Origin of the sequence: Alteromonas sp. KC3, from assembly GCF_016756315.1 — a bacterium.
In the GTDB taxonomy this organism is placed as follows: domain Bacteria; phylum Pseudomonadota; class Gammaproteobacteria; order Enterobacterales; family Alteromonadaceae; genus Alteromonas.
The window spans coordinates 2825297-2846537 of sequence record NZ_AP024235.1 but is presented as its reverse complement, the minus strand read 5'-3'; the positions used below and the strand labels follow the sequence as shown (position 1 = coordinate 2846537).

Genomic DNA, 21241 nt, shown 5'->3' with positions numbered 1-21241 from the left:
GCTGTGATGGATGAATCTAGCGTAAGGAACAGAGCGTTTAGTAATTAGCGAGAGATCTGAAATATGCGAACGAGTTTCTATCCCCTAATTTTTGGGAAAAGGACATACCTAATTCAATTAGTCTTCTCTCTTTTACATAAGAAAGACCTTCTTTTAGGACGGTAATTGCGCGGTGTGTTTTACCTATATTGTCAAGAGCAAGGGCATAAATGTACCAGTTTTGAGTATTCGTCGGTGCTAACTCAGAAGCTTTTTTAAATAATTCAACTGCAGCAGGTTTGTTCTGCTGGCGAATATTAAGCATTCCAAGTGAGTAGTACACGATATCACTAGTAGGAACAGCCTTTACCGCATCTTCCAGGGTTTGTTTTTCAAGCTTTGCTTTATTTTGGCTGCGGTACAGTTCGGCAAGATTAATGTAATTAGCTTCAAAGAAGGGGTCTACTTCAATACCTTGTTTTAAAAGCGCCTCTGCTTCTTGTGCGTTCCCTAGCTGGTATTCAACTAAACTCTGATTGAGATTACCTTCGCCACGCCACTGATTAATAGCGTTAGATGCATTAAGTTCGTCGAGCGCTTTTTGAAACGCAGCCGAATCGATCCCAAGGCCAATTAAATTATTAACCGCGGCAACGCGAACACTTTTATATTTATCGTTTAGTAAACCTTTAAAGGATTTCAGCCGTTCGCCTGTTGGAAGAGCCCTGCCAGCTTGGGCCGCTGCAAGTCGCAGTAACGGTTCTTTATTTCTAATAAATGGTCTAAGATCTTTATCGCTCAGCGTCTCAATACGACTAGGTAGCATTGTGACCACTGTCGCACGCTTTATAACGGGCAGCGTTTTAGCATGGGCAAGTCTTAGCACTTCGTTTTTACTCATACCCTCGCCATGCATAAAAGCAATGTATTTTTCCTCATCACTATTTAATGTTGAATCTCTGCCGTACCACCTATTTAATTGCTTTGATACCCAATTATTGTCGTTTTTATGGCAGTTAAGGCAGGCGTTGGGCGCGCCCGTTTGTTCTGATACATGTGGGGTAGGTATGCTAAAGCTGTGGTCCCGTCTGGCGTCCACGCCCATATAGGTGCGCGTCGGCATGTGGCAATTTACACACTGGCTTGCTTCACTGTCACTAGGATGTTTGGTGTGCTTTTCACCTTCGTATGCTTGTGCAGAGTGGCACTGCAAACACAGCCCGTTACCTTCTACTTTCAGCTTCATTGTGTGTGGATTGTGGCAGTCAATACAATTTACTCCTGCTTCATACATCCGGCTTTGAAGAAAAGAGCCATACACATACACTTCTTCCTTTATTTGCCCGTCAGCAAAGTAAAGTGGGGAAATGAGTAACGAGGGTGTGAACTGATCTAGAAAATGGTGCTCAGGATTTATGCCGTCAGTTAAAGGAGAGCGCAACGAGTGGCAGCCAAAACAAGTATCCATAAAACTATTGTCTCGTTTCGCTGGAGTATACTTGCCATTTTCTAGCTTTTGCCACTTTGCAATTTTGTCGCCTTTTTTGAGAAGCCATTGACCGATTGCCTGCTGCTCACTAGGTGACAACGAGCTATGAGAATGTTCTTTGCTAGAGTTGACTTCCGACGATTCAGAGTCATGCGAAGGATAATGGTCCGCCATATTGCCGTGGCATGAAGCACATGACACGTCTATCGTATCAAAATGACTGCTAAAGCTTCTAGAATCTACGTCGAAGTTTCGCTTTAAACCTGTAGAATGGCAGTCAGCACACATACCATTCCAGTTTTGCATAGGTTGTTTCCAGTGCAATCTGTCGTTAATACCTATATCTTCTTGATAATTTGCGTACCAGCGCTGTCCACCTTCTAGTTTACTCCTCGAGTCCCACGCAAATGGCAATACTTGAAACTCCCCTTGTTTTGTTTCAACGAGGTACTGTTGTAGAGGGTAGTGGCCAAAAACGTAGACTACTTGATACTGGGTTGTCGTATTGTTTTCTTCAAGTGAAACAAAATAGTTATTGTCTTGCGTTAAAAAGTGAGCAGTTTGAGAAAAATGTTGAGCAACAACGCCATCAAAGTCACCTAAAACTGTACTTGAGTTTGCATAGTCCATCGCTTTGCCATGATCAGATGCTTCCCAATTTTTAACCTCATATTCATGGCATATTGTGCAGCGCGCATCATTGATTTGTGAAGCGTGTACAAATTGAAAGACAGTTATCAATAAAAGGGTAAGGGTTCTGAACATGGCAACCATTTGTTAGACAGTAATCTGTTTAAGCGCTAGCATATCGCAAACTCCATATATTAACACTTTAAACATGATATGTTTAAAGTGTTATTCATTGATTGTTTCGTTTCGACAGCCAAAGCTCGCTAGATTGTGGCTTAATGGAGAAGTCGAATTCGCCCAATACATTCATACCTAGTAAACCATCGGTGTCAGGCAGTGCCGCTTCTGGTAAAACGATGGCTGATACGTTTTCAAATTCATAACCTGCAAAGTAAAAGCGCGGTATTTGCACTAAGGGGGCTTCAATGGTGCCCGATGCCGTACCAACGTTAAAGATACCTAAAAAGGTAAGCCTGCGCGTACGGCCTAGTCGCGCGTACAACCTTGATGAAATTGCGGTTGTCGTGGCGCCTGTATCTAAAATCATCACCGCTTTCTGATTCAGCGCTTTTGCCTGAACACGGTATTGGTCACCTACGCGAGTGAGAGCAATGCGTTTTTCACTGCCTTGCATGGATGGCGTTTTAAAAGGTGACGCTTGTTCAGGCTCTTTATTGTTTGTGGCATAAGCTAAATCTCGAATGGCCTCTGCTTGAGCGTCAAAGCTAGGTAACGCGGCAAGCGCGTCTTCCATTAGCGTAAGTTTTTGTTGATGAGCGTAAGCCTCGGCCAGATTAAGCGCAAAAAGACGGACATCAGGTAAACGTTGGAACAAAGGCTCATTGAGCATGGCCACAAGCTCCCACTGGGCTTCTTTACTTAACTGCGCTTGGGCTTGTTGGTACAGCTGTGTCACTTTTGCTCTTATGTCGTCTTGAGCTTCAAGTGAAAGGGGAAGTTCCAGTAGGTCGTAGTAGTGAACCAATGCCGTCGGTAGCGGTTTGGTGAGCTTGATAAGCTCAGCTTCCATTAGCAATAGCGATTCGTCAAAAGGGGAGGCTTTTAGCTGTTCTGTTAGGTATTGAGACAACTGTTCGTAGTCGCCGTCATTCAGCAGCGTTTGCATCCATTGCTTTTCATTTATTTGTCTTGTCGTTGTGGCTACGTCTGTCTGCCAACTCGTTTCACCACTATTGTTGTTTACTTCTCGAGGTATCGTCGGAGCGGTGCTATTTTCTGTATGCTTTGAGGTGGGTAGACGCGAGATACTGTCACTTTGATTTAATGCAAACCATAAATAAACGTTAAGCCCAAGTGATAGCACCAAAAGACCGATAAGTAGCACTGCCAGCGTGGCCCTCATTAAGGCTGCTCCACATGGATACAAGCCTTGCCGTAGGCCTCGGTAAATTGTGCAGGCATACGCTTGGGGGCGCCCGTATCTAAACTTACACATACAAATGTGGTAACCGCGTCAAACACGGTTTTCATACGCTTGGGGCAAATAAATTGAAATTGTCGTTTAAGGGTTAGTTTTGAATCACAGTGCACAATCCACGTTGCACAATATAAGCTATCGCCTAAATGGGTGGGCAAGTGATAATTCAGTTCGTGGCGCTTAATCACCATGCCGCGATTGAGTGACTGGTAGTCTGAAAAGTGAAGGCCGAGCGCGTTTGAATGAGCCCACGCGAGTTTTTCAAGTTGCGTTAAATAGGCCACATTATTCACGTGCTGATAGTGATCAATATGGGTCTCATCTATATGCCACTGCTCGATAAATGGCGCATCATGCATCCAAGGTAACGCTAGATCGGTCAATGTGATTCCTTAAGGTTATAAAACGTCAGGCAGCGGATTGTCATCCGGCAGCGTTATTGTGTCATCAAACAAGCGGTGCATTAGCGCGCTTTCACGTTCAAGCACAGGTTGAATAAAACTCTGCACATCGCCAATGGCTTTAAACGCATTAAACCCTCTTTCGAGAAACTCGTGAAGTGCTAGCAAGCCTGCCAGCTTTGCCGGTCGGCGAGACAACGAAATCAGCATACCAATTCCTCGAATCTTGATGACATCGGCGAGTTGGTCACCAAGGTGTGAGATAATTTCAATTTGATGTTGTCGGTCATCGCGTCTGCCTACATGGCGATACGCTTCGGCGTAGCTGTGTCTATTTATTGGTTGGTCTGCAAAATGCGCATTGAGATATTGCGCCATTGCCATATCAAGGTCGAACGACAGGGCATTTAACGACAGTGCATCGTCCATGGCGTTCATAGCTTTGTCGGGCAATACTTTGGCTAATTTGGGGATAACACGCACTAGATCAGCATCTCGTTGACTGAAATCTTTTGGCCCATATAACTCTTCAACAAAAAACGCCATGGCTTTTTGATATCGCTTTTGTTGGGCTAAATCATCATGACTAACCAACAGTCTCTGGCACTGCCAATGCTGTAATTCATGAATCTTGTGCATCACATCTAACTTAGTGGCAAGGTCGCGAAGTGCATTCACTCTGTGGATGTGTTTTATGATTTCTTGTGCCAAAAATAAGCTCCGACGTGAAAAAGAGTAAACCTAGATTGACCCAACCAGCTTTTGCTTTCAAGGGACAAGTTTAATCCCTTTGGCTTTTACTGGTATACTTCGCGCCCAATCTTAAGCAGTACATTGATAAGGTTAACACCACGTAATATGGAACCAATAGGTAGTTCGTCATTGCAAAGCAGCATTAGTAATAGCATTGGTATTGATAACGGGCCAATGGAAGTAGACCGTGACGTCCCCGCGCTTATTTCGCTATTCAATGATACGTTTTCAGACTTTAATACGCGCTTAGTATTGGGAAGCGACGAACCTATTTATCTGCCTGCTAACGAGACATGTGCCTATAACCAAATTGTGTTCGCTCATGGGTTTTTCTCAAGTGCGCTTCATGAAATTTCGCATTGGTGTATTGCTGGAGAAGCGCGTCGTAAGCTAGAAGACTATGGATATTGGTACTGTCCTGATGGACGCGACGAACAGCAGCAGGCCGATTTTGAGAAAGTGGAAATAAAGCCACAGGCTATCGAGTGGGCTATGACAGAAGCGGCTGGGCGTACCTTCCAAGTCAGCACCGATAACTTAAACGGCGCAGAGCCTGACAGAGAAGGGTTCACACGCAACGTAGCTGCGCAGTTGCAACGTTATAAAGCCGAAGGATTTCCACCGCGAGCGGCGCGCTTTATCCGCGCATTAGAACAAACATTCTTATCTAAAGCGCCTCACCACGCTCAAGACTCCGCACCTAATCAACATACAAGCACGCCAGTAGGAGGGAATGCTGCATGACTCAACCCTTGTTTCGACTAGGTATTATTGTCAATCCTTTTGCGGGCATTGGCGGTGCACTAGCACTTAAAGGCAGTGACGGGGCCGAAATAAGAGAAAAAGCCTTAGCGATGGGCGCTGAAAAAAAAGCCAACGAAAAAATGGCGCGCGCATTAAGCATACTTGATGCATTGTCTGGGCAGTTTACCGTTGTCACCGCTGCCGGCGACATGGGCGCAAGTGTTTGTGAGTCGTTGGGTATTCCGTTTGAGGTCATTTACGCGCCAGAGCAGGAGCAAACTGAAGGGGAAGATTCAGAACGCGCGGCCAAGGCGATGGTTGAGGCTCGTGTCGACTTACTGCTATTTGCGGGCGGCGATGGCACTGCGCGTAATATATGCCGTATGGTAGGCAACGACGTACCCGTGTTAGGCGTGCCAGCCGGCTGTAAAATTCACTCGGGCGTTTATTGTGTTTCTCCCTCTGCGGCTGGGCAGGTCGTTAGTCAAATGATTGCGGGTGAACTGGTCAGCGAAATGGATGCTGAGGTGAGAGACATTGATGAAGACGCATTTAGAAACGGCAAAGTCATTGCAAAACACTATGGTGAAATGCGCGTCCCTGCCGAACTCAGTTACGTACAAGCCGTTAAAATGGGCGGCAAAGAAGATGAAGCCTTGGTACTTGACGATATTGCAGCGTACATTAGCGAAATAATGGACGATGAGCCAGACACCTACTTTGTAATGGGCTCTGGGTCGACGGTTGGCGCTGTGATGGAATTCCTTGGGTTTGATAATACATTGCTGGGTGTCGATATTGTCAAAGGCGGCGAACTTGTGGCCAGTGACGTTACGGCGCAGGCACTTATTGATATTACTAAAGGCCATCCAACAAAAGTGGTATTGACCGTCATTGGGGGGCAAGGACATGTGCTAGGCCGCGGCAACCAGCAGTTAAGCCCCGCATTTATTCGCCAAATTGGCAAACCAAACATGCTTGTGGTTGCCACCAAACAAAAAATTCAGGCGCTTCAAGGAAAGCCTTTACGTCTAGATTCTGGTGACGGTCAGTTAGATGAAAACCTTGCCGGTGCCTTCACCATTATCACGGGTTACAAAGACAAAGTGCTTTATAACGCGGTTTAGCCACAAGCACCTTATTAAATTGTTTAAAAAGAAGAGTTAGGAGAAAACCTTGTTACCACCTGCTGCTGCGCCACAAGACGTGGTTGATGCTATTGCAAAAGTTGAAGCACTTCTTGACGACGTCGTTAACCACGGCAACGATGACGAGCTCTTTATCGCCAGCTATTTGCAAGGTCACTTTGCTGTTGAGGCGCGTCAATTAGAAATGGTTGAAGGAGCAAGTTTGTCGATGCTAAACGACAAGATGACTGACAGTCTTCAGCGGGCTTTTGACAACAACGAGCTTGACCCGCAAGACGCAGAGTTAGTTAAAGCGCTGTGGAGTAGGCTTTTCGAAGGGGCTAACTAAGTTCTTACTTACTAATCCCCTAAATTATAAACGGCAACTTCCATACGCTTTGTCAGTGAGTTGCCGTTGGTACCTCTAGGATAAAAAATGCGTTACCATGCAACAAGTTATTAACATGTTGCGAGTGAGTTATGCTAAATCGTGCGTCTAAGCCATTTGTTAAGTTAGTCGAGCGCTATCTACCTGACCCTTTCATTTTTGTTCTCATTTTAACACTGGTCACACTCGTCGCTGCAGTCATTGTCGAGCAGCAATCGCCCGTTACGGTTATAGAGCAATGGGGCAGTGGCATCTGGGGACTACTTACCTTTTCGATGCAGATGCTGCTTGTGTTGGTCACAGGCTTTATGCTCGCCAATACGCCGTTGATGAAAGCGCTTTTGTCGCGACTTGCTATGCTGGGCAATACGCCCGGCAAGGCAATAGTGCTTGTCACTATAGTGTCGCTTACCGCGAGTTGGATAAACTGGGGTTTTGGGCTTGTCGTGGGGGCATTATTCGCAAAAGCATTAGCGCGTAATACTCGAGTTGACTACCGTTTGCTGGTGGCAAGCGCCTATTCTGGGTTTGTGGTTTGGCATGGTGGCCTGGCAGGTTCTGTTCCTCTTACTATCGCGACCGAGGGGCATTTTGCCCAAGCTCAAATAGGCGTTATCTCTACCAGTGAGACGATTTTTAGTGCATTTAATCTGTCTTTGCTGGCGATTTTGTTTGTGGTTATTCCGCTGGTTAATAGGCTAATGCTACCCACTGAGCATGACAGTGTATTTGTTGATACAGACAAGCTAAGCGAAACACAAGCACCTGTTACAACCAACCAAAGGCCCGCAGACAAATTAGAAACCAGTAGAGCGCTTTCTTTGTTAGTGGGAGCGTTGGGGCTTTTTTATTTGGTCAGCTATTTTATTCAAGAGGGCGGGCTAAACTTAAACATTGTCAATATGCTCTTCTTGTTTTTAGCTATTGTGTTACACGGTACACCAAGAAGTTTGCTGCACAGCTTACAGCAGGCAGTACAAGGCGGTAGCGGCATTATCATTCAGTTTCCGTTTTACGCTGGCATTATGGCGGTTATGGTGCAATCTGGTTTGGCACAATCAATGTCGCAATGGTTGATTAGCATGGCAAGTGCTGACTCTTTGCCAGTGTGGAGTTTTATCAGTGCAGGCATTGTTAATATCTTCGTGCCTTCTGGAGGCGGGCAGTGGGCAGTTCAGGCCCCCGTTGTTTTGCCTGCGGCCATGGAGCTTGGCGCTGATGTTTCTCGCGTTGCTATGGCGGTCGCCTGGGGAGACGCATGGACAAACTTGATTCAACCCTTCTGGGCATTGCCTGTTTTGGCTATCGCTGGGCTTAAAGCCAAAGACATCATGGGATTTTGCCTATTACAGCTAGTTATAACAGGTGTGATCATTGCGTTGGTGCTTAGATTTGTTTAAAGCTGTTAAACAAAAACGGCTTACGCTGCTGTTAAGGCAGCGTAAGCCAGTGGATAACATTACATAAACGGTTTTAGTGCCTCAACCTCTTTTAATTGTGGCATCACGCTTTCAGTGTCGCCAACAATGGTCAAGTGCATTTTATTCACGTCCAGGTATTTCGCGGTGACCGCTTTTATCTCTTCTGGTGTGATAGCGTAAATGGTTTTCACATAGTCAGCTAAATAACTCTCGTCCAAACCATGTAGCTCTGTAAACGCAAGTTGAGAGATAATGGCAGTACGTGATGAGTTTCTTAGCACAAAAATACCAGCCATGTAGTTTTTGATCCCTTCGAGCTCTTCAGCAGTCGGTGCTTCGGTTGCGAGTAGATTGATCTCTTTAATGATCTCGTCAAGTGCAGCGCCTGTTGACTCTGCCGTAACATCGGCTGCTTCATACCAAACACCCGTACCAACGCGGTCTACCATTGAAGAACGAGGAGAGTAAGTGTAACCCTTATCTTCGCGGATATTTGATGTAATACGGCTTGAAAATGCGCCGCCAAGTAACGTATTCATCAGGCTCATTTTCATATAGTCGTCGTGCGCGGGTGAAAGTGTTGCTAGACCAAGTCTCAATGTTGACTGCGGCGCACCTTCGCGCGCGAGTATCTCAAAAGACGGCCCAGTTTGCGTCAACACCGTCTTGCGCTCAACGGTTTCACCTTTCTCCCATTGACCAAATGAAGCTTCTACCGCCTTAGCCACTTCATTTTTATTAAACACGCCTGACACATAAAGGTGGCTGCGATTAGGTACAATATTTGTCTTAACGAAATCGGCTGTATTTTGTGCTGTAAGTCCAGAAATACTCTCGCTTGTAGGGTAAAGTCGACCGTATGGATGATTACCAAAAACCGAGTTATAGAATGCTTCATTTGCAATTGAAGAGGGGTTTGAAAGTGAAACGGTTAGACGTCGCTGAGTATCTGTTTTAATGCGCTCAAGGTCATTGGTTTCAAACTTGGCATTCATAACCATATCAGCAATTAATGCCACAGCGTCGTCACCAAATTCAGATAGTACACTCATACCGATGAAGCTTGAATCCATACCCACTGAAGTATTTACTTCACCCCCCATGCTCGCTACTGACTCTGCTAATTGTTTTGCTGTGTAAGTATGGGTGCCTTGGCGCAGCATTTCATAGCTGATATCTGAAAGCCATATGCTTTCGCCATCGTCAATGTTGCCCGTGCCGGTGCGTAACTGCAATGTCACTTTGGGCGTTTTACCATAAGGAATAAAGGTAACTTTTAAACCATTATTGAGTGTTACTGTATCGGTTTCGGGCACAACAAAATCTTTGGGCTGCCCACCTACAGGCGGTGTCTCTTTTGCTATAGTTGAAAATGCGCTCAACGTGCACAATGCTGTCACCGCGGTGACGAGAAGTTTTCTCTTAAATTTCATGGTTACTCTCCTTGTTCCGCGGCGTCAGTTGTCGTTTCAGGTTTGGCTCTAGGGTCTTCACCTGGCGTGACGGTTAAAATGGTACGGTTCGTAGGGCGAAGATACTCTTTAACCGTTTTAGCAATGATTTCGGGCGTTACTTTCTTAAAGTTTGCTTCTAATTCATTAATTTTACTTGGGGCATTATCAAACAAGGCAAAACTTGCTAACAGATCTGCGCGACCAAAACCATAAAATCCGTCTACTGCATCAAATAGGCTAGAGCGTATCTTAACAATTGCGCGCTCCATTTCTTCTTCACTCAGTGGCGTTTCTTGCAGTTTGTTAACGACCTTGTCGATGGCTGCAGTGATGGTATCGCGGCTAACGGTATCGTCATGGGTAAACGAACTCATCCAAAGCATGGGCCCGTTATAGTTGAACATGTTGCCAAGCAAGTAGTTGATACCACCATTTACACTTCCCGTGATTTGCTGATTTTTAACAAGTTCTTGATACAACAAACTGTCTTCACCTTGCACTAAAATTTGGTCAATGATGCCCATTGCATAGTATTCTGGTGTGTTTCTCGGTGGCATTTTATAAGCAAAAGCATACGCAGGTTTTGGTGCAAGCTTGTCGAACTTATTAAACACCTTTTCTTTTTCTTGGCGAAGTTCGGTAAGGTCAGGTTGAGGGGCTAGTTCAGTCGACGGTATTGCAGCAAAGTATTTTTCGACCAATTGCTTAGCTTGTGCAACATCAATGTCGCCAACTACGGCTAATACCGCATTGTTAGGAGCGTAGTACATATTAAAAAACGCGTCTACGTCTTCAAGGTTTGCAGCGTCCAAATCGGCAAGGTCGCCGTAAAAATTGTGCGCATTGTACCAGTTGTTAAACGCGTATTGAGGCATATCAAGCCATGGGAAACCACCGTAAGGTCGGTTAAGCACGTTAACTTTAACTTCGTTTTTAACCACACCTTGCTGATTTGTTAAATTTTCTTGCGTTATTGCGAGCCCTTTCATTCTGTCGGCTTCGGCCCAAAGAAATGTTTCTAATTTATGCGCTGGAATAATTTCAAAGTAGTTAGTGAAATCAAACCGTGTCGAGCCGTTTAAAACGCCGCCATTGTCATTGACCAACTTAATAAATTCCATCTTTCCTAAGTTTTCAGAGCCTTGAAACATCATGTGCTCAAAAAGGTGGGCAAAGCCTGTGCGGTCTTTAGGCTCATTTCTAAAGCCAATATTGTAATAAACAGCCACAGTGACCACAGGCGCAGTGTCATCTTTTGATAAAACGACCTTAAGTCCATTGTCTAACGTGAAGTATTCGACGGGCACGTTATAGCCAACGTCCATTTCAACGTTACTTGCAGCCTCAACTATTTTTGAGGTTTGATCGACCGAGGTTTCTGATTGTGAGCGCGTGTCTTGACCACAGCCACTCAACAATACCGACAGAACACCTGCCGCAATTAAGGAAAGTTTTTTCATCGTTCTCTCATTCTTTTATCTAGGTGATACCGTGCACATCAACATCCTTGCCGACCAAACACCAAACGGAGCGTGTAAAGATGGGATACGGTGTGAGTGGCGCGCTCTTTGACATTCAAAATAAGAAAAGAGGGCACCTTAACTTAGAATGCAGGGAGGTATTAAAAGGGTCAACAGAAATTCGTAACACTTTGTTAATTGCTCAGACTGTTGAGAGAATAGGTCCGTAGTCTTGCATATTCAATCTGTTGGGAATGCTTGGTAGGCACTCATCCTCGTGATGTGTCACATATAGCACCGTACTTGTTTTTGCGTTAGCGACTATATCGATGAACTTCAGTATTTTTTGCCGATTAAATTCATCTAGTCCGTTACACGGCTCATCGAGAATGAGTAGTGTGGGGTGTTTAACCATTGCTCTTGCGAGTAGTACTAACCGCTGGTCGCCAAAAGAGAGCGACTGAAATGGAGTATGCTTCTTATCTTCCATACCCAATACGGCCAGCCATTCTGCGGCGCAGGTTTTCTCTTCTTGGCTTGCTTTCGCATAAAGGCCAATACTGTCGTAAAAGCCAGAAAGTATCACATGTTCTAGGCTTGCATTTACCTTGTATTGCATATGCAGCGCATTGGACATTATGCCAATGTGCTTTTTAATATCCCAAATGCTTTCACCCGTTCCTCGTTTTATGCCGAAAAGGGTCAGTTCGTTGGTGTAACAATGAGGATTATCGCCTGTTATCATTTGTAGCAAACACGTTTTACCAGAGCCGTTAGGGCCAACAATTTGCCAGTGGGTATGTTGTGTTACCGTAAAATCGAGATTTTCAAATATGGTTCTGCCGTCGTATCTCACATAGCCCTTTTTAAGGGAAATAAGTACCTGAGGTGACGCCTTGTCTTCCACTGTATTTGAGGTAGTGATTTGATGAGAAAGCAGCGCCTGCGGTAGCGACACCGCATTGTTGCTTAATGCAAACCATGTGCTGAGCTCGTCAATGATACTCTCATAACTGATGGCTTTTTCAGAACGCCACGTCACCGCGAGATTTTCCATAACGATGACATAGGCGAGTATTCCCTGAGGAATATCGCTCAGTTTGTTGGCAGTTATTACAAGTGTGGCTTGTTGTTGAGAGGTGAGAAACTGACTAAACGCTTTTGCAGAATCAATATCTAGCCCTTCGAAAGGTTCATCGAGCACGATAAGTTTGGCATTGCTAAGCCATGCCATAACGATAATGACTTTGCGTGTCTCGCCAGTCGATAATGCAAGAAACTCGGCATCCAGCAAATGTTCAATGCGAAGTATTGTGACTAATGTGTTGAAAAAAGGGTGGTTGATATAGTCGGTATTAGTGCGAGTAAAAAGCTCTCTGACTCTAGTTGGTGTAGCTATAACATCAAGTATATCAGCGCTGTCTTTTCGTCTCTCTTCCTCGATCAACGCTTGTTGTGCGGCTATCGACACTTGCGCTACTTCTGAGTCGAACTCCCGTTTTCCAGCTACGGTTTTACCATCGCCAGCAATAGCAGATAATAACAGTGATTTTCCGGCCCCATTTCTGCCCGCTACAATATAGTGAGTTGGCTTTTCGTGACCGCAGGGGGTCTGAATATCGATTGAGAAAGCGGGTGTTTTAAACCCTGAAGGCAACGAAAGAGCAAATTCAAAAAGCGATAGCATGTGATGATAAATGAAAGCTAATATGTCGCCTCATTGTGAGTGAAAATATGCCGCTGTCAATGGCGCAACGAAAAGTGTGTCACAGTCACTGCGCTTGGATGGGAAAAGGATTGCGCTTAGGCGGCAAACCTATTCCGCATTTTGTAGAATATAAGACAAGTTCTTTTGCGATGGGTAGCGCTTCTGTAGGTTAAGCTTAAGAAACTACTTTGTGGTGCAATTATTGCAGTGTTGAGCGTAATAACACAAGTATGGGTGATTTTTTGACCCACGTCGTCGGTTTGATGGCACTTCAACTAGCATAAAACTGTCAGCCGAATTTTTGTGTGACTTCACATTCAATAATGACGGACTGTATTTGGAATCGAAAAATGAATGGCGCTCAGTGTAAACCTAATTCGAAATCGTTGACTATCGCTGTTAGGTGGTTAGCAGGTATTGCCGCAGCAATAAGTGTGATGACAGGGTGTACTGCTTCACAAGAAACGCAAAGCCAACTTGCTCAAACTAATTCATCAACGATAAATGCCCTTGGCAACGTTGAATATTATACCTATTTGCTTGCCAATGAGCTTTTTGCTGATGCGGGCCCATCACGCCAGTCTCGTTATGCAGTAGTGGGCTTTGTACCCGCTGATACAATGAAATTTGATGCTAATCATCAGCATCCACTGATGCTGCTTGGCCATCAACTAGAGCAGGGCATGATTACTGAGGCGACAAAACGGGGTTTTTCTACTCAAGAATTTAAGCTATCAGACGATATTATTGTTAGTGACGAAAGTGACAGAATACTGACGCGTGAAATTGAACGACTGTCTAATATTGAGCGTGTCGATTTTTATATTACTGGCACTATGGTGTATCAGGAATCTGGAGCAGTGGTAAATGCACGTATTATCAACGCGCGAAACAAAGATATTGTTGCCGCTGCCACGCGTTTTTTTCCAGCAGAATTGTTTTGGCAAGAAGAGCGCGTAACCACGCGTAACGGCAAGTTATACAGAACCGAGAGTTTGAGGTAATTCATGACAACTAAATATAAATTGGCAGGGCTCATGCTATCGGCTTCACTACTTACGATAAGTGGTTGCTCGATGATGATGGAAGAAGAACAGGTAGCCGAGCAAGCTCCTCAGCGTCCAGCAATGAATGTGATAGACGTTACCGCTCAAGATCGTGCCCCGAGCAGACCTCAAGTGACAGAAGATGAACAAGAAGTGAGGGGAATGGATGCGTATGGAGCAATTGGGCAACCGCCATTATATTCAAGCGTTCAAGGGGCATATAAGGGCAGGCCGCTAACCAAACATATTGGCGATTATGTGAAAAACATGACGCAAGACCTCATTGCTAACATGGAATATGTTAATGACAAAACGCCTATCGGCGTAACACATTTCGCGTTACTAGATACCAACTTACAAAAAACTGATTTGCTCGGCAGGCAAATGGCGGAATCGTTTGTTCACGAACTTCATAAGTTTCGTGTGCCTGTTATTGATTTCAAGGCGACAGAGTACATTCGTATTACCGAAGACGGTGACTTCGTGTTAAGTCGAGATTACTTGGAGTTAAGCAGCAGTCTTCCTATCGAGTATGTACTGACAGGTACAATGACAAAGCACCAAGGTGGCGTTTTGGTAAATGCGCGAATATTGGGTATGGAATCACGCGCGGTTGTTGCTAGTGCACAAATGCTTGTACCATTTTATGTCGTAGATGCACTCATACCGAGTGATGGCAGTGAACAAAATGGTATGCGCGACGGTGTAAAACTAAGCCGAGGTTAAGAGGTCTCTCATGCTAAAACAGTTTCCATTACGCGCGTGTTCTCTTTTGGTAGCGGGCGTAGTTGTGATGACATTGAGCGGGTGCACAAGCACAGATTCTATTGGCTCTTTTTGGCTTGGTGAAGATGGTGAAATTACCCATGACGCAGAGCCTGTTCCAGTGCCAAGGCGTTCAGGTTTAGTGTACACACCAGATTCAAGAGACCGCGAGTATCAACAACACGTTGCGGTGGAGCCTGGCTATAAAGATCCACTACACCAAGGCTTTTTCCCTTCACAAACCCATAAAAGGCTGAACGATTATGCGTCTCAGCTGGCAATGAAATTAATGGACAATGCAACGCGACTGACCCATCAAGATATGGTCGGGGTCGCCAGTTTTGTGCGTCTAAATCATTCGCTTAATGAAAGTACTGTGCTTGGTAATCAACTATCAGAGTACTTAATTGCTGAACTACAAGATTTTGGGTTAGCCATTGTCGACTTCAAGCTGGCCGGTGGAATTACCGTTACGCCAGTGGGGGATTTTGTACTTACGCGCAGTGGAAAAGCGCTTGCAAAGCAAGTAGAAATGGACCATGTGGTTACAGGAACTATTATCGAAGATGACAGGGGCGTGCGAGTTAACGCACGCATTGTGTCACTTGAAAATAAACAGGTGGTGGCGAGTGCCGATGTTTATATACCCGCTTTTATCGTAATGGACCTGAACAAAATGGCCAGCGTACGCACGCCTTAATTCGTCTAAATACCGCGAATAGCCTCTCGAGTCATAAAGCGGCTGGTATTAACCGCATTTAGCAAGTCGTTGCTCATTGGAAGGGGTTGATTACACAAGCTACTGACTAATACTTCAGCCATCAAGGGTGCAGTGGTCAATCCTCGTGACCCCAAGCACGTTAAAGCAGATACTGCGCTAGCAGGCAGTGTGGGTACTGTTTCCAAAGGTCTACCGACACCGAGATCGCTGTAATGTGCTTTCAATAGTGTAAAGTCATGAAGTGCACCCACCACAGGCTGATGATCCGGTGAGCCCAATCGTGTAGCTGCCCTTGCCATGCCGTCATGTTTGAGTTGGCCGACAATGTCTGTGTTGGCTAGTGCTTGGGAGTGGGTAGCCAAATTTGTATCGGTTTCTTCACCACGTATATCTGTTGCCATATCATTTTTAACATAGGTTGAGCCAAGTGCATGTCGTTCATTTAAGCTAGGCGTCATATAGCCTTTGTGACAAAGCACTGTTTGTAGTGATGCAATGGGGGCTTGCGTCGGTATGGCTTCAACCTGGCCGCGAACTGGTCTAAGCGATAAGCTATCAAACTCGGATAAACCAACCGCGCCAGCACCTGGAGCTAATATTATGTGGCTGGCGCTTTGTGTGGTTTCACTCGTGTCATGAATAAAATGTGCATTAACGCTTTCTGTAACGCTTTTGGGGGTGTCGACTACGCTGTGACCCACATAGCGATGTCCTGCTTTAATCGTGAGATTACCCGTCTTTTTAGCTTGGCGTACCATGGCATCAACGAGATGCGGGGGAGACAGCCAACCACCTTCTTTTATTAATAAACCTGAGTATGGAAGCGCGATATTGGCTATTTCACTAACCGTGTTGCTGTCAATCTTTGCTACCAAGTCTTCGGGCCACACGTCTGAATCTGCGAGCTTATTTTGACGCTCGGCTACCTTATCGTTAAAGCTAAGCTGAATAACGCCACAAAATTCATGTGCTACCTGCGGGTATTCTTGGACTATGTGTTCATAACACTGCTTGGCATATAAAAAACTATGGGCTTGAATTCGGCTGGCAATGCTTGCTTCACTATGTAACTGAGGGTAGAAGCCGCCTTGTGGATTGCCGGAGGCGCCCGCGGCCAATTCTGCCTCTTCAAAATACAAGGTTGTCGCAATACCTCGGTTGGCAAGCGATAAACATACACTTGCAGCGGCTAGCCCAGAGCCTACAACAATCACGGAACTTTCTGTTGTTAACGTTGTGTTGCCGTAGCGATAAAAAGGCCCTTGGGGCTGCCGAAGCTTATGGGGAACGTTTTCGCTCACCTCACTGAAAACACCGGTTAACATATCGCGCTTGCGCCCAAACCCGTTCCTTTTTGCGATGGTGAACCCTACATTTGCTAAACCTCTTTTTACGATACCCGCTGCAGTAAAAGTGCCAAACGTGGTGCCTGTTTTTGATAATCGAGCCATTTGACTGAACAAGGCGTCAGTCCACATATCAGGGTTCTTACTTGGCGCGAAGCCATCTAGAAACCATGCATCCACCAATCCGTTTCGAGGAGAGTGCCACTGGGGTAGAAGCGTGTGAACATCGCCAATCCACAAATCCAGTGTGGTCGAAAATGTATCGAACTGAAGTCGGTGACAGCCTTCTAGACCCATAGGATACACATCAGCTAACGCAGTGGCTTCACTAAGTAGCGCGGGAAATGCCGCTAATGCTCGTTGCATATCTGACTGCGGAAGAGGGTATTTTTCGGTTGTTAAGAATACGAGGCGCTTTAGAGGGTGACTCGGATTTGCTTCTCGAAACTTTTGAAATTCGTGCATCGCAACTAAAAAATTTAAGCCTGTCCCAAACCCCGTTTCTGCAATAACAAACGTGTATTCAGTCCAGTTTTGCCAACGCGTTTTAAGGTCGTTACCATCAACGAAAACGTGTTGAGTTTCATCTATACCACTGTCATTGGAAAAATAAACATCGTCAAAATGATCGGCCACAGGTGTACCGCTGTCATTAAAATGTACCTGTGCGTGCTTAGATTTCAATTTTTCTGGTTCTCCGCTTAGCTCAACTTTTCACTACCAATGCGCTATAACGCGCTGTGACACCGTTTGACCACTCATCATACCGCCAATGGTAACCCATCGGCCTTTAATTTGGATGAGTCCTCGGTGATCCATCGTCGGTGTTGGGGAAGTCGTGATAGACCATTTACCGGTAGCGATATTATATACCCAAATATCAGCACTGGGCTCGGATGGTTTGCCGTTATACCCGATGCCGTTATAGTTGTAAGGATTGTTAGAGCCGCCAACGAAATGTATACGGTTCGACTCCGTATCACCTGCACTTGCCATGCGATACCGAGCTGTTCCTGTTGGGTGCTGAACAATCCTCCAGTCTATTTTTAAATGGTTGGCAGTATCGATAACGCCCTTATAACAGGCTGTTTCTGCGTGAAAAGAACGACGCTTATCTTCGTTTGGGAGCACGGCTACGCCGTCGCATACAAGCATAGTATTTTGAACTAGGCCGCCAGCGTGACCGAACACAGGTTTACCTAAAAATGGACTAGCTTGATGCCACGTATTGGTTTGCGTATCGAATACTTGCACTAAGTTTACGTTGCCGTCATTGTGCCAACCAGAAATCAAATACACGTAGCGAGATTGGTACACAAGGGCAACGGCGTCATCCACAGGAATTGGCATAGGGGGTAACAGTGTATATTTCTTCTCGACAGGACTGTATTTGTACACATCCGGTGTGCTTATTTCAGTGTGATCTTCCGCTACTGTGTAGCCACCAAAAATGTAAACCGCATCATTAACACCAACGGCAACGGACGCTAATCGCCCTTTAAGCGGCAAGCTGGACGGTACGCCAGGTATTGCTTGCCATTGACCAACATCGCCATTAACTATCTCTATCTGCCATGCGTTGTTATGAACATCGTTGTGAGTTTTTCCATTACTCAAGCCCATAAAGCTAAACAAATACACGATGTCATCAATATTTAACGTTGCCACCGCATTGTTAGATGTGCCTTCGGGTAAAGAGGGGATTGTTATAGAAGAATGCGCGGCATTCGCTTTCTCTGTAACTACGCTTGTTTCATTAGCACTCGCGCTCATTGGCTTTGATTGTGCGCTCATGGGCTCTGATTGTGCGCTCATGGCTGTCACACAGGCAAGCAAAACGATAGCTATGATGCGAAGGCGGCGGGGAAAATGAGCGTACTGTTTTTGTGTATTGAAAGTAGTTGGCATATTTTTCGCTGCTTTCTCTAATTAGGTATCACAATGTTTGGATAATAAAGGGGGCATTGTAGCGATCATTAAGCATGTTTGCTTGGGAAAGTCGGCAGAAGCGTATTTTGCCTTATGGCGCGTTTTCTCAAACGGCATCTCCATGACATCACATATGCCAAAAAAGCGTTGTGCTATTGCACCAAATAGTGGGTGGTCCAAGCACACTTTGGGGTCATTGATTTTGTTTGCTTACACGTGTACGCTGAGTTGAAATAATTATATAAATTGCCGTTGTGCAATGATTTAGTGGAAACGCATTTTGAGATATGCGCTAAGCAGACCACTTTATGATTCAAAATCGTTACCATAAGCCGCACTAACGCAAAGGGTAAACTATGAGAAGAGCAGTCATCACCGGTCTTGGCATTGTATCAAGCATCGGCGTAAATAAAGAAGACGTACTCGCTTCACTAAAAGCGGGCAAGTCTGGTATTACATTTTCAGAACAGTTCGCCGAAATGGGCCTAAGAAGCCAAGTTTGGGGCGATATTAATATTGATTTGAAAGACCACATCGATCGTAAAGCAATGCGCTTTATGGGGGATGCGGCAGGCTACGCTTATGTTGCAATGCAACAAGCTATCGTAGACTCAGGCTTAGAAGAAAAAGATATTTCTAACGAGCGGACTGGTATTATTGCAGGTTCTGGTGGTGCGTCCTCTGAAAACCAAGTGTTATCAGCTGACATTCTTCGCGAAAAAGGCGTTAAACGTGTTGGCCCATATATGGTACCTCGCTGCATGGCGTCAACCGTATCGGCTTGTTTAGCGACACCGTTTAAAATACGTGGCGTTAATTACTCTATTGCCTCAGCATGTGCTACAAGCGCACACTGTATCGGTAACGCTCTAGAGCTTATCCAGTTAGGTAAGCAAGACGTTGTTTTTGCGGGTGGCGGTGAAGAACTGCATTGGTCGCTATCTAGCCAGTTCGATGCGATGGGTGCGTTGAGCTCGAAATATAACGACAACCCATCAGTTGCGTCTCGTACGTACGATGCAGCACGTGATGGATTTGTCAGCTCTGGCGGTGGCGGTATGGTTGTCGTTGAAGAGCTTGAGCACGCATTAGCTCGCGGTGCCAAAATCTATGGTGAAGTTGTTGGCTATGGCGCAACGTCTGACGGTTACGACATGGTAGCACCGTCGGGTGAGGGCGCTATTCGTTGTATGCAAATGGCGATGCAAAACGTTAATGGCCCGATTGATTACCTCAACACACACGGCACATCAACGCCTGTGGGGGATGTCAAAGAGTTAGCTGCTATCCAAGAGGTGTTTGGTCAATCAGGCGTGCCAATTAGTGCAACTAAGTCTCTAACAGGTCACGCACTGGGAGCTGCGGGTGTAAACGAAGCAGTTTATAGCCTGCTAATGATGGAAAACAGTTTTATCGCGCCATCGATTAACATCGATACATTAGATGAGGCGGCTCAAGGCCTAGATATTGTAACTGAAGCACGCGATGCTGAATTAAACACTATTATGTCTAATAGCTTCGGTTTTGGTGGTACTAACGCAACGTTAGTAATGCAAAAATACAAGGGCTAGCGATGCCTGATTAGGTAGGCAACGATGTTTGTCTAAATAGTCATACATTGAAACTAAAAGCGCGCAATGCTTCTGCATTTCGCGCTTTTTTGTATTAGTTGTACTAGAGCGTTATATAAATTGATACTGACGAAACAGGAGGTCAGGGTCAGGAATGGTGAGTTTCCCATAATGACGCTTAAGAAGTCCCTCTTCCTGAAGCTCACCCAGAAGCTGGTTCACTGTCTGACGACTACTATTGATCATCTGCGCGAGAGATTCTTGGGAAAGCGTGAGTGTAATGGTGTCATGCCGCGGCAAGTGCTGACCGTAGCTGGTAGTTAGCATAAGTAAGCGTTTCACTAGCTGGTGCTTTAAACTCAATCCAGCACTTGAGTCGATAAATTGAAATGCACTGCGCACCCGTGTGCAGAGTAAACGTGTGAAATGTGGGTATAATTCAGGGTGTTTTTCCAACAAGGCCTTGAAGGGCTTCTTTTGAATTATTGCTACGGTACAATCGGTCTCGCAAAAGTTATCATGGGTGCGAGGAAGATCATCAAACATGGATATTTCACCAAACCACGTGCCTGGCCCCAATAGCGCAAACAGCATTTCTCTTCCATCTATGCCAACCGAAACAACCCTAAGTCGTCCTTCGCAAACACCGTAAAAGCCCACGCCTTGTTCGCCTTTTGCGTGCAATTGTTGGCCCGCTTTAAGGTGCTTTATTCGCATGTTGTCAAACATGGCTTGTTGCAATTTTTCTGGTATGTCACTAAACCAGATGGAACTGGCAAGGATTTCTTTATAGTTGCTCATTTAACAAATTCATTACATTGTCGGATATCCGACAGTGTATAGTAGTTGTAACGCGTATTGTAGCTTCATA

Annotated in this window: 18 protein-coding genes; 8 read left to right on the top strand and 10 right to left on the bottom strand. The window is 45.3% G+C overall.

The genetic code is table 11. From position 1 onward, the window contains the following. Positions 1–37: 37 nt before the first annotated feature. The 4 genes from JN178_RS12710 to JN178_RS12695 form a co-directional block, all read right to left on the bottom strand. Positions 38–2233, bottom strand: coding sequence for a multiheme c-type cytochrome (locus tag JN178_RS12710; RefSeq protein WP_202261890.1), 2196 nt, complete (start codon positions 2231–2233; stop codon positions 38–40). Positions 2234–2327: 94 nt separating this feature from the next. Beyond that, positions 2328–3461 (bottom strand): retropepsin-like aspartic protease family protein, encoded by a 1134-nt coding sequence (locus JN178_RS12705; protein ID WP_202261889.1) that lies wholly within the window; start codon positions 3459–3461, stop codon positions 2328–2330. Then, positions 3461–3895: an acyl-CoA thioesterase gene (locus tag JN178_RS12700; protein ID WP_202266060.1), complete on the bottom strand. Its 435-nt coding sequence runs from the start codon at positions 3893–3895 to the stop codon at positions 3461–3463. Before JN178_RS12700 ends, JN178_RS12705 begins: the two co-directional genes overlap by 1 nt. Before the next feature lie 39 nt (positions 3896–3934). Further along, the gene (locus JN178_RS12695; protein ID WP_202261888.1) at positions 3935–4648 is read right to left on the bottom strand and encodes an FFLEELY motif protein; all 714 of its coding nucleotides are present in this window, start codon (positions 4646–4648) and stop codon (positions 3935–3937) included. A 216-nt stretch (positions 4649–4864) separates the two neighbouring features. On the opposite strand from JN178_RS12695, the gene JN178_RS12690 reads away from it, so the two are divergent. The 4 genes from JN178_RS12690 to JN178_RS12675 all read left to right on the top strand — a co-directional run bounded on the left by JN178_RS12690 (position 4865) and on the right by JN178_RS12675 (position 8349). Beyond that, the gene (locus tag JN178_RS12690; protein ID WP_232369771.1) at positions 4865–5434 is read left to right on the top strand and encodes an elongation factor P hydroxylase; all 570 of its coding nucleotides are present in this window, start codon (positions 4865–4867) and stop codon (positions 5432–5434) included. Next, positions 5431–6561 (top strand): ATP-NAD kinase family protein, encoded by a 1131-nt coding sequence (locus JN178_RS12685; protein WP_202261886.1) that lies wholly within the window; start codon positions 5431–5433, stop codon positions 6559–6561. The genes JN178_RS12690 and JN178_RS12685 overlap by 4 nt, the downstream gene beginning before the upstream one ends. Positions 6562–6610: 49 nt before the next feature. Beyond that, entirely contained in the window at positions 6611–6910 is a 300-nt protein-coding gene (locus tag JN178_RS12680) for a YfcL family protein (RefSeq protein ID WP_202261885.1), read from the top strand. A 131-nt stretch (positions 6911–7041) separates the two neighbouring features. Further along, on the top strand, positions 7042–8349 hold the full coding sequence (locus tag JN178_RS12675; RefSeq protein WP_202261884.1) for a short-chain fatty acid transporter: 1308 nt from the start codon (positions 7042–7044) through the stop codon (positions 8347–8349). 59 nt (positions 8350–8408) lie between these two features. On the opposite strand, the gene JN178_RS12670 is transcribed toward JN178_RS12675, so the two are convergent. From JN178_RS12670 to JN178_RS12660, 3 genes are all read right to left on the bottom strand, one after another. After that, complete coding sequence (locus JN178_RS12670; RefSeq protein ID WP_202261883.1) at positions 8409–9803, bottom strand: M16 family metallopeptidase; 1395 nt, start codon at positions 9801–9803, stop codon at positions 8409–8411. Between the two features lie 2 nt (positions 9804–9805). Then, entirely contained in the window at positions 9806–11284 is a 1479-nt protein-coding gene (locus JN178_RS12665; RefSeq protein ID WP_202261882.1) for a M16 family metallopeptidase, read from the bottom strand. 202 nt (positions 11285–11486) lie between these two features. Next, positions 11487–12971: an ATP-binding cassette domain-containing protein gene (locus JN178_RS12660; RefSeq protein ID WP_202261881.1), complete on the bottom strand. Its 1485-nt coding sequence runs from the start codon at positions 12969–12971 to the stop codon at positions 11487–11489. Positions 12972–13429: 458 nt separating this feature from the next. Between JN178_RS12660 and JN178_RS12655 the strand changes: the two genes are divergently transcribed. From JN178_RS12655 to JN178_RS12645, 3 genes are all read left to right on the top strand, one after another. Next, positions 13430–13996 carry a FlgO family outer membrane protein gene (locus JN178_RS12655; RefSeq protein WP_332460858.1) on the top strand — a complete coding sequence of 189 codons (567 nt, stop codon included), beginning with the start codon at positions 13430–13432 and terminating at the stop codon, positions 13994–13996. A 3-nt stretch (positions 13997–13999) separates the two neighbouring features. After that, positions 14000–14764: a FlgO family outer membrane protein gene (locus tag JN178_RS12650; protein WP_202261879.1), complete on the top strand. Its 765-nt coding sequence runs from the start codon at positions 14000–14002 to the stop codon at positions 14762–14764. Positions 14765–14831: 67 nt separating this feature from the next. Beyond that, positions 14832–15503 carry a FlgO family outer membrane protein gene (locus JN178_RS12645; RefSeq protein WP_442859706.1) on the top strand — a complete coding sequence of 224 codons (672 nt, stop codon included), beginning with the start codon at positions 14832–14834 and terminating at the stop codon, positions 15501–15503. A 5-nt stretch (positions 15504–15508) separates the two neighbouring features. On the opposite strand, the gene mnmC is transcribed toward JN178_RS12645, so the two are convergent. Together mnmC and JN178_RS12635 are read right to left on the bottom strand one after the other, a co-directional pair. Beyond that, positions 15509–17554 (bottom strand): bifunctional tRNA (5-methylaminomethyl-2-thiouridine)(34)-methyltransferase MnmD/FAD-dependent 5-carboxymethylaminomethyl-2-thiouridine(34) oxidoreductase MnmC, encoded by a 2046-nt coding sequence (mnmC, locus tag JN178_RS12640; RefSeq protein ID WP_202261877.1) that lies wholly within the window; start codon positions 17552–17554, stop codon positions 15509–15511. Positions 17555–17587: 33 nt separating this feature from the next. Beyond that, on the bottom strand, positions 17588–18664 hold the full coding sequence (locus JN178_RS12635) for a Kelch repeat-containing protein (protein ID WP_202266059.1): 1077 nt from the start codon (positions 18662–18664) through the stop codon (positions 17588–17590). 491 nt (positions 18665–19155) lie between these two features. Here JN178_RS12635 and fabB point away from each other — a divergent pair, with 491 nt between their 5' ends. Next, positions 19156–20370 carry a beta-ketoacyl-ACP synthase I gene (gene fabB / locus JN178_RS12630; RefSeq protein WP_202261876.1) on the top strand — a complete coding sequence of 405 codons (1215 nt, stop codon included), beginning with the start codon at positions 19156–19158 and terminating at the stop codon, positions 20368–20370. A 111-nt stretch (positions 20371–20481) separates the two neighbouring features. On the opposite strand, the gene JN178_RS12625 is transcribed toward fabB, so the two are convergent. After that, positions 20482–21171 (bottom strand): Crp/Fnr family transcriptional regulator, encoded by a 690-nt coding sequence (locus JN178_RS12625; protein ID WP_159626223.1) that lies wholly within the window; start codon positions 21169–21171, stop codon positions 20482–20484. Between the last annotated feature and the right edge of the window lie 70 nt (positions 21172–21241).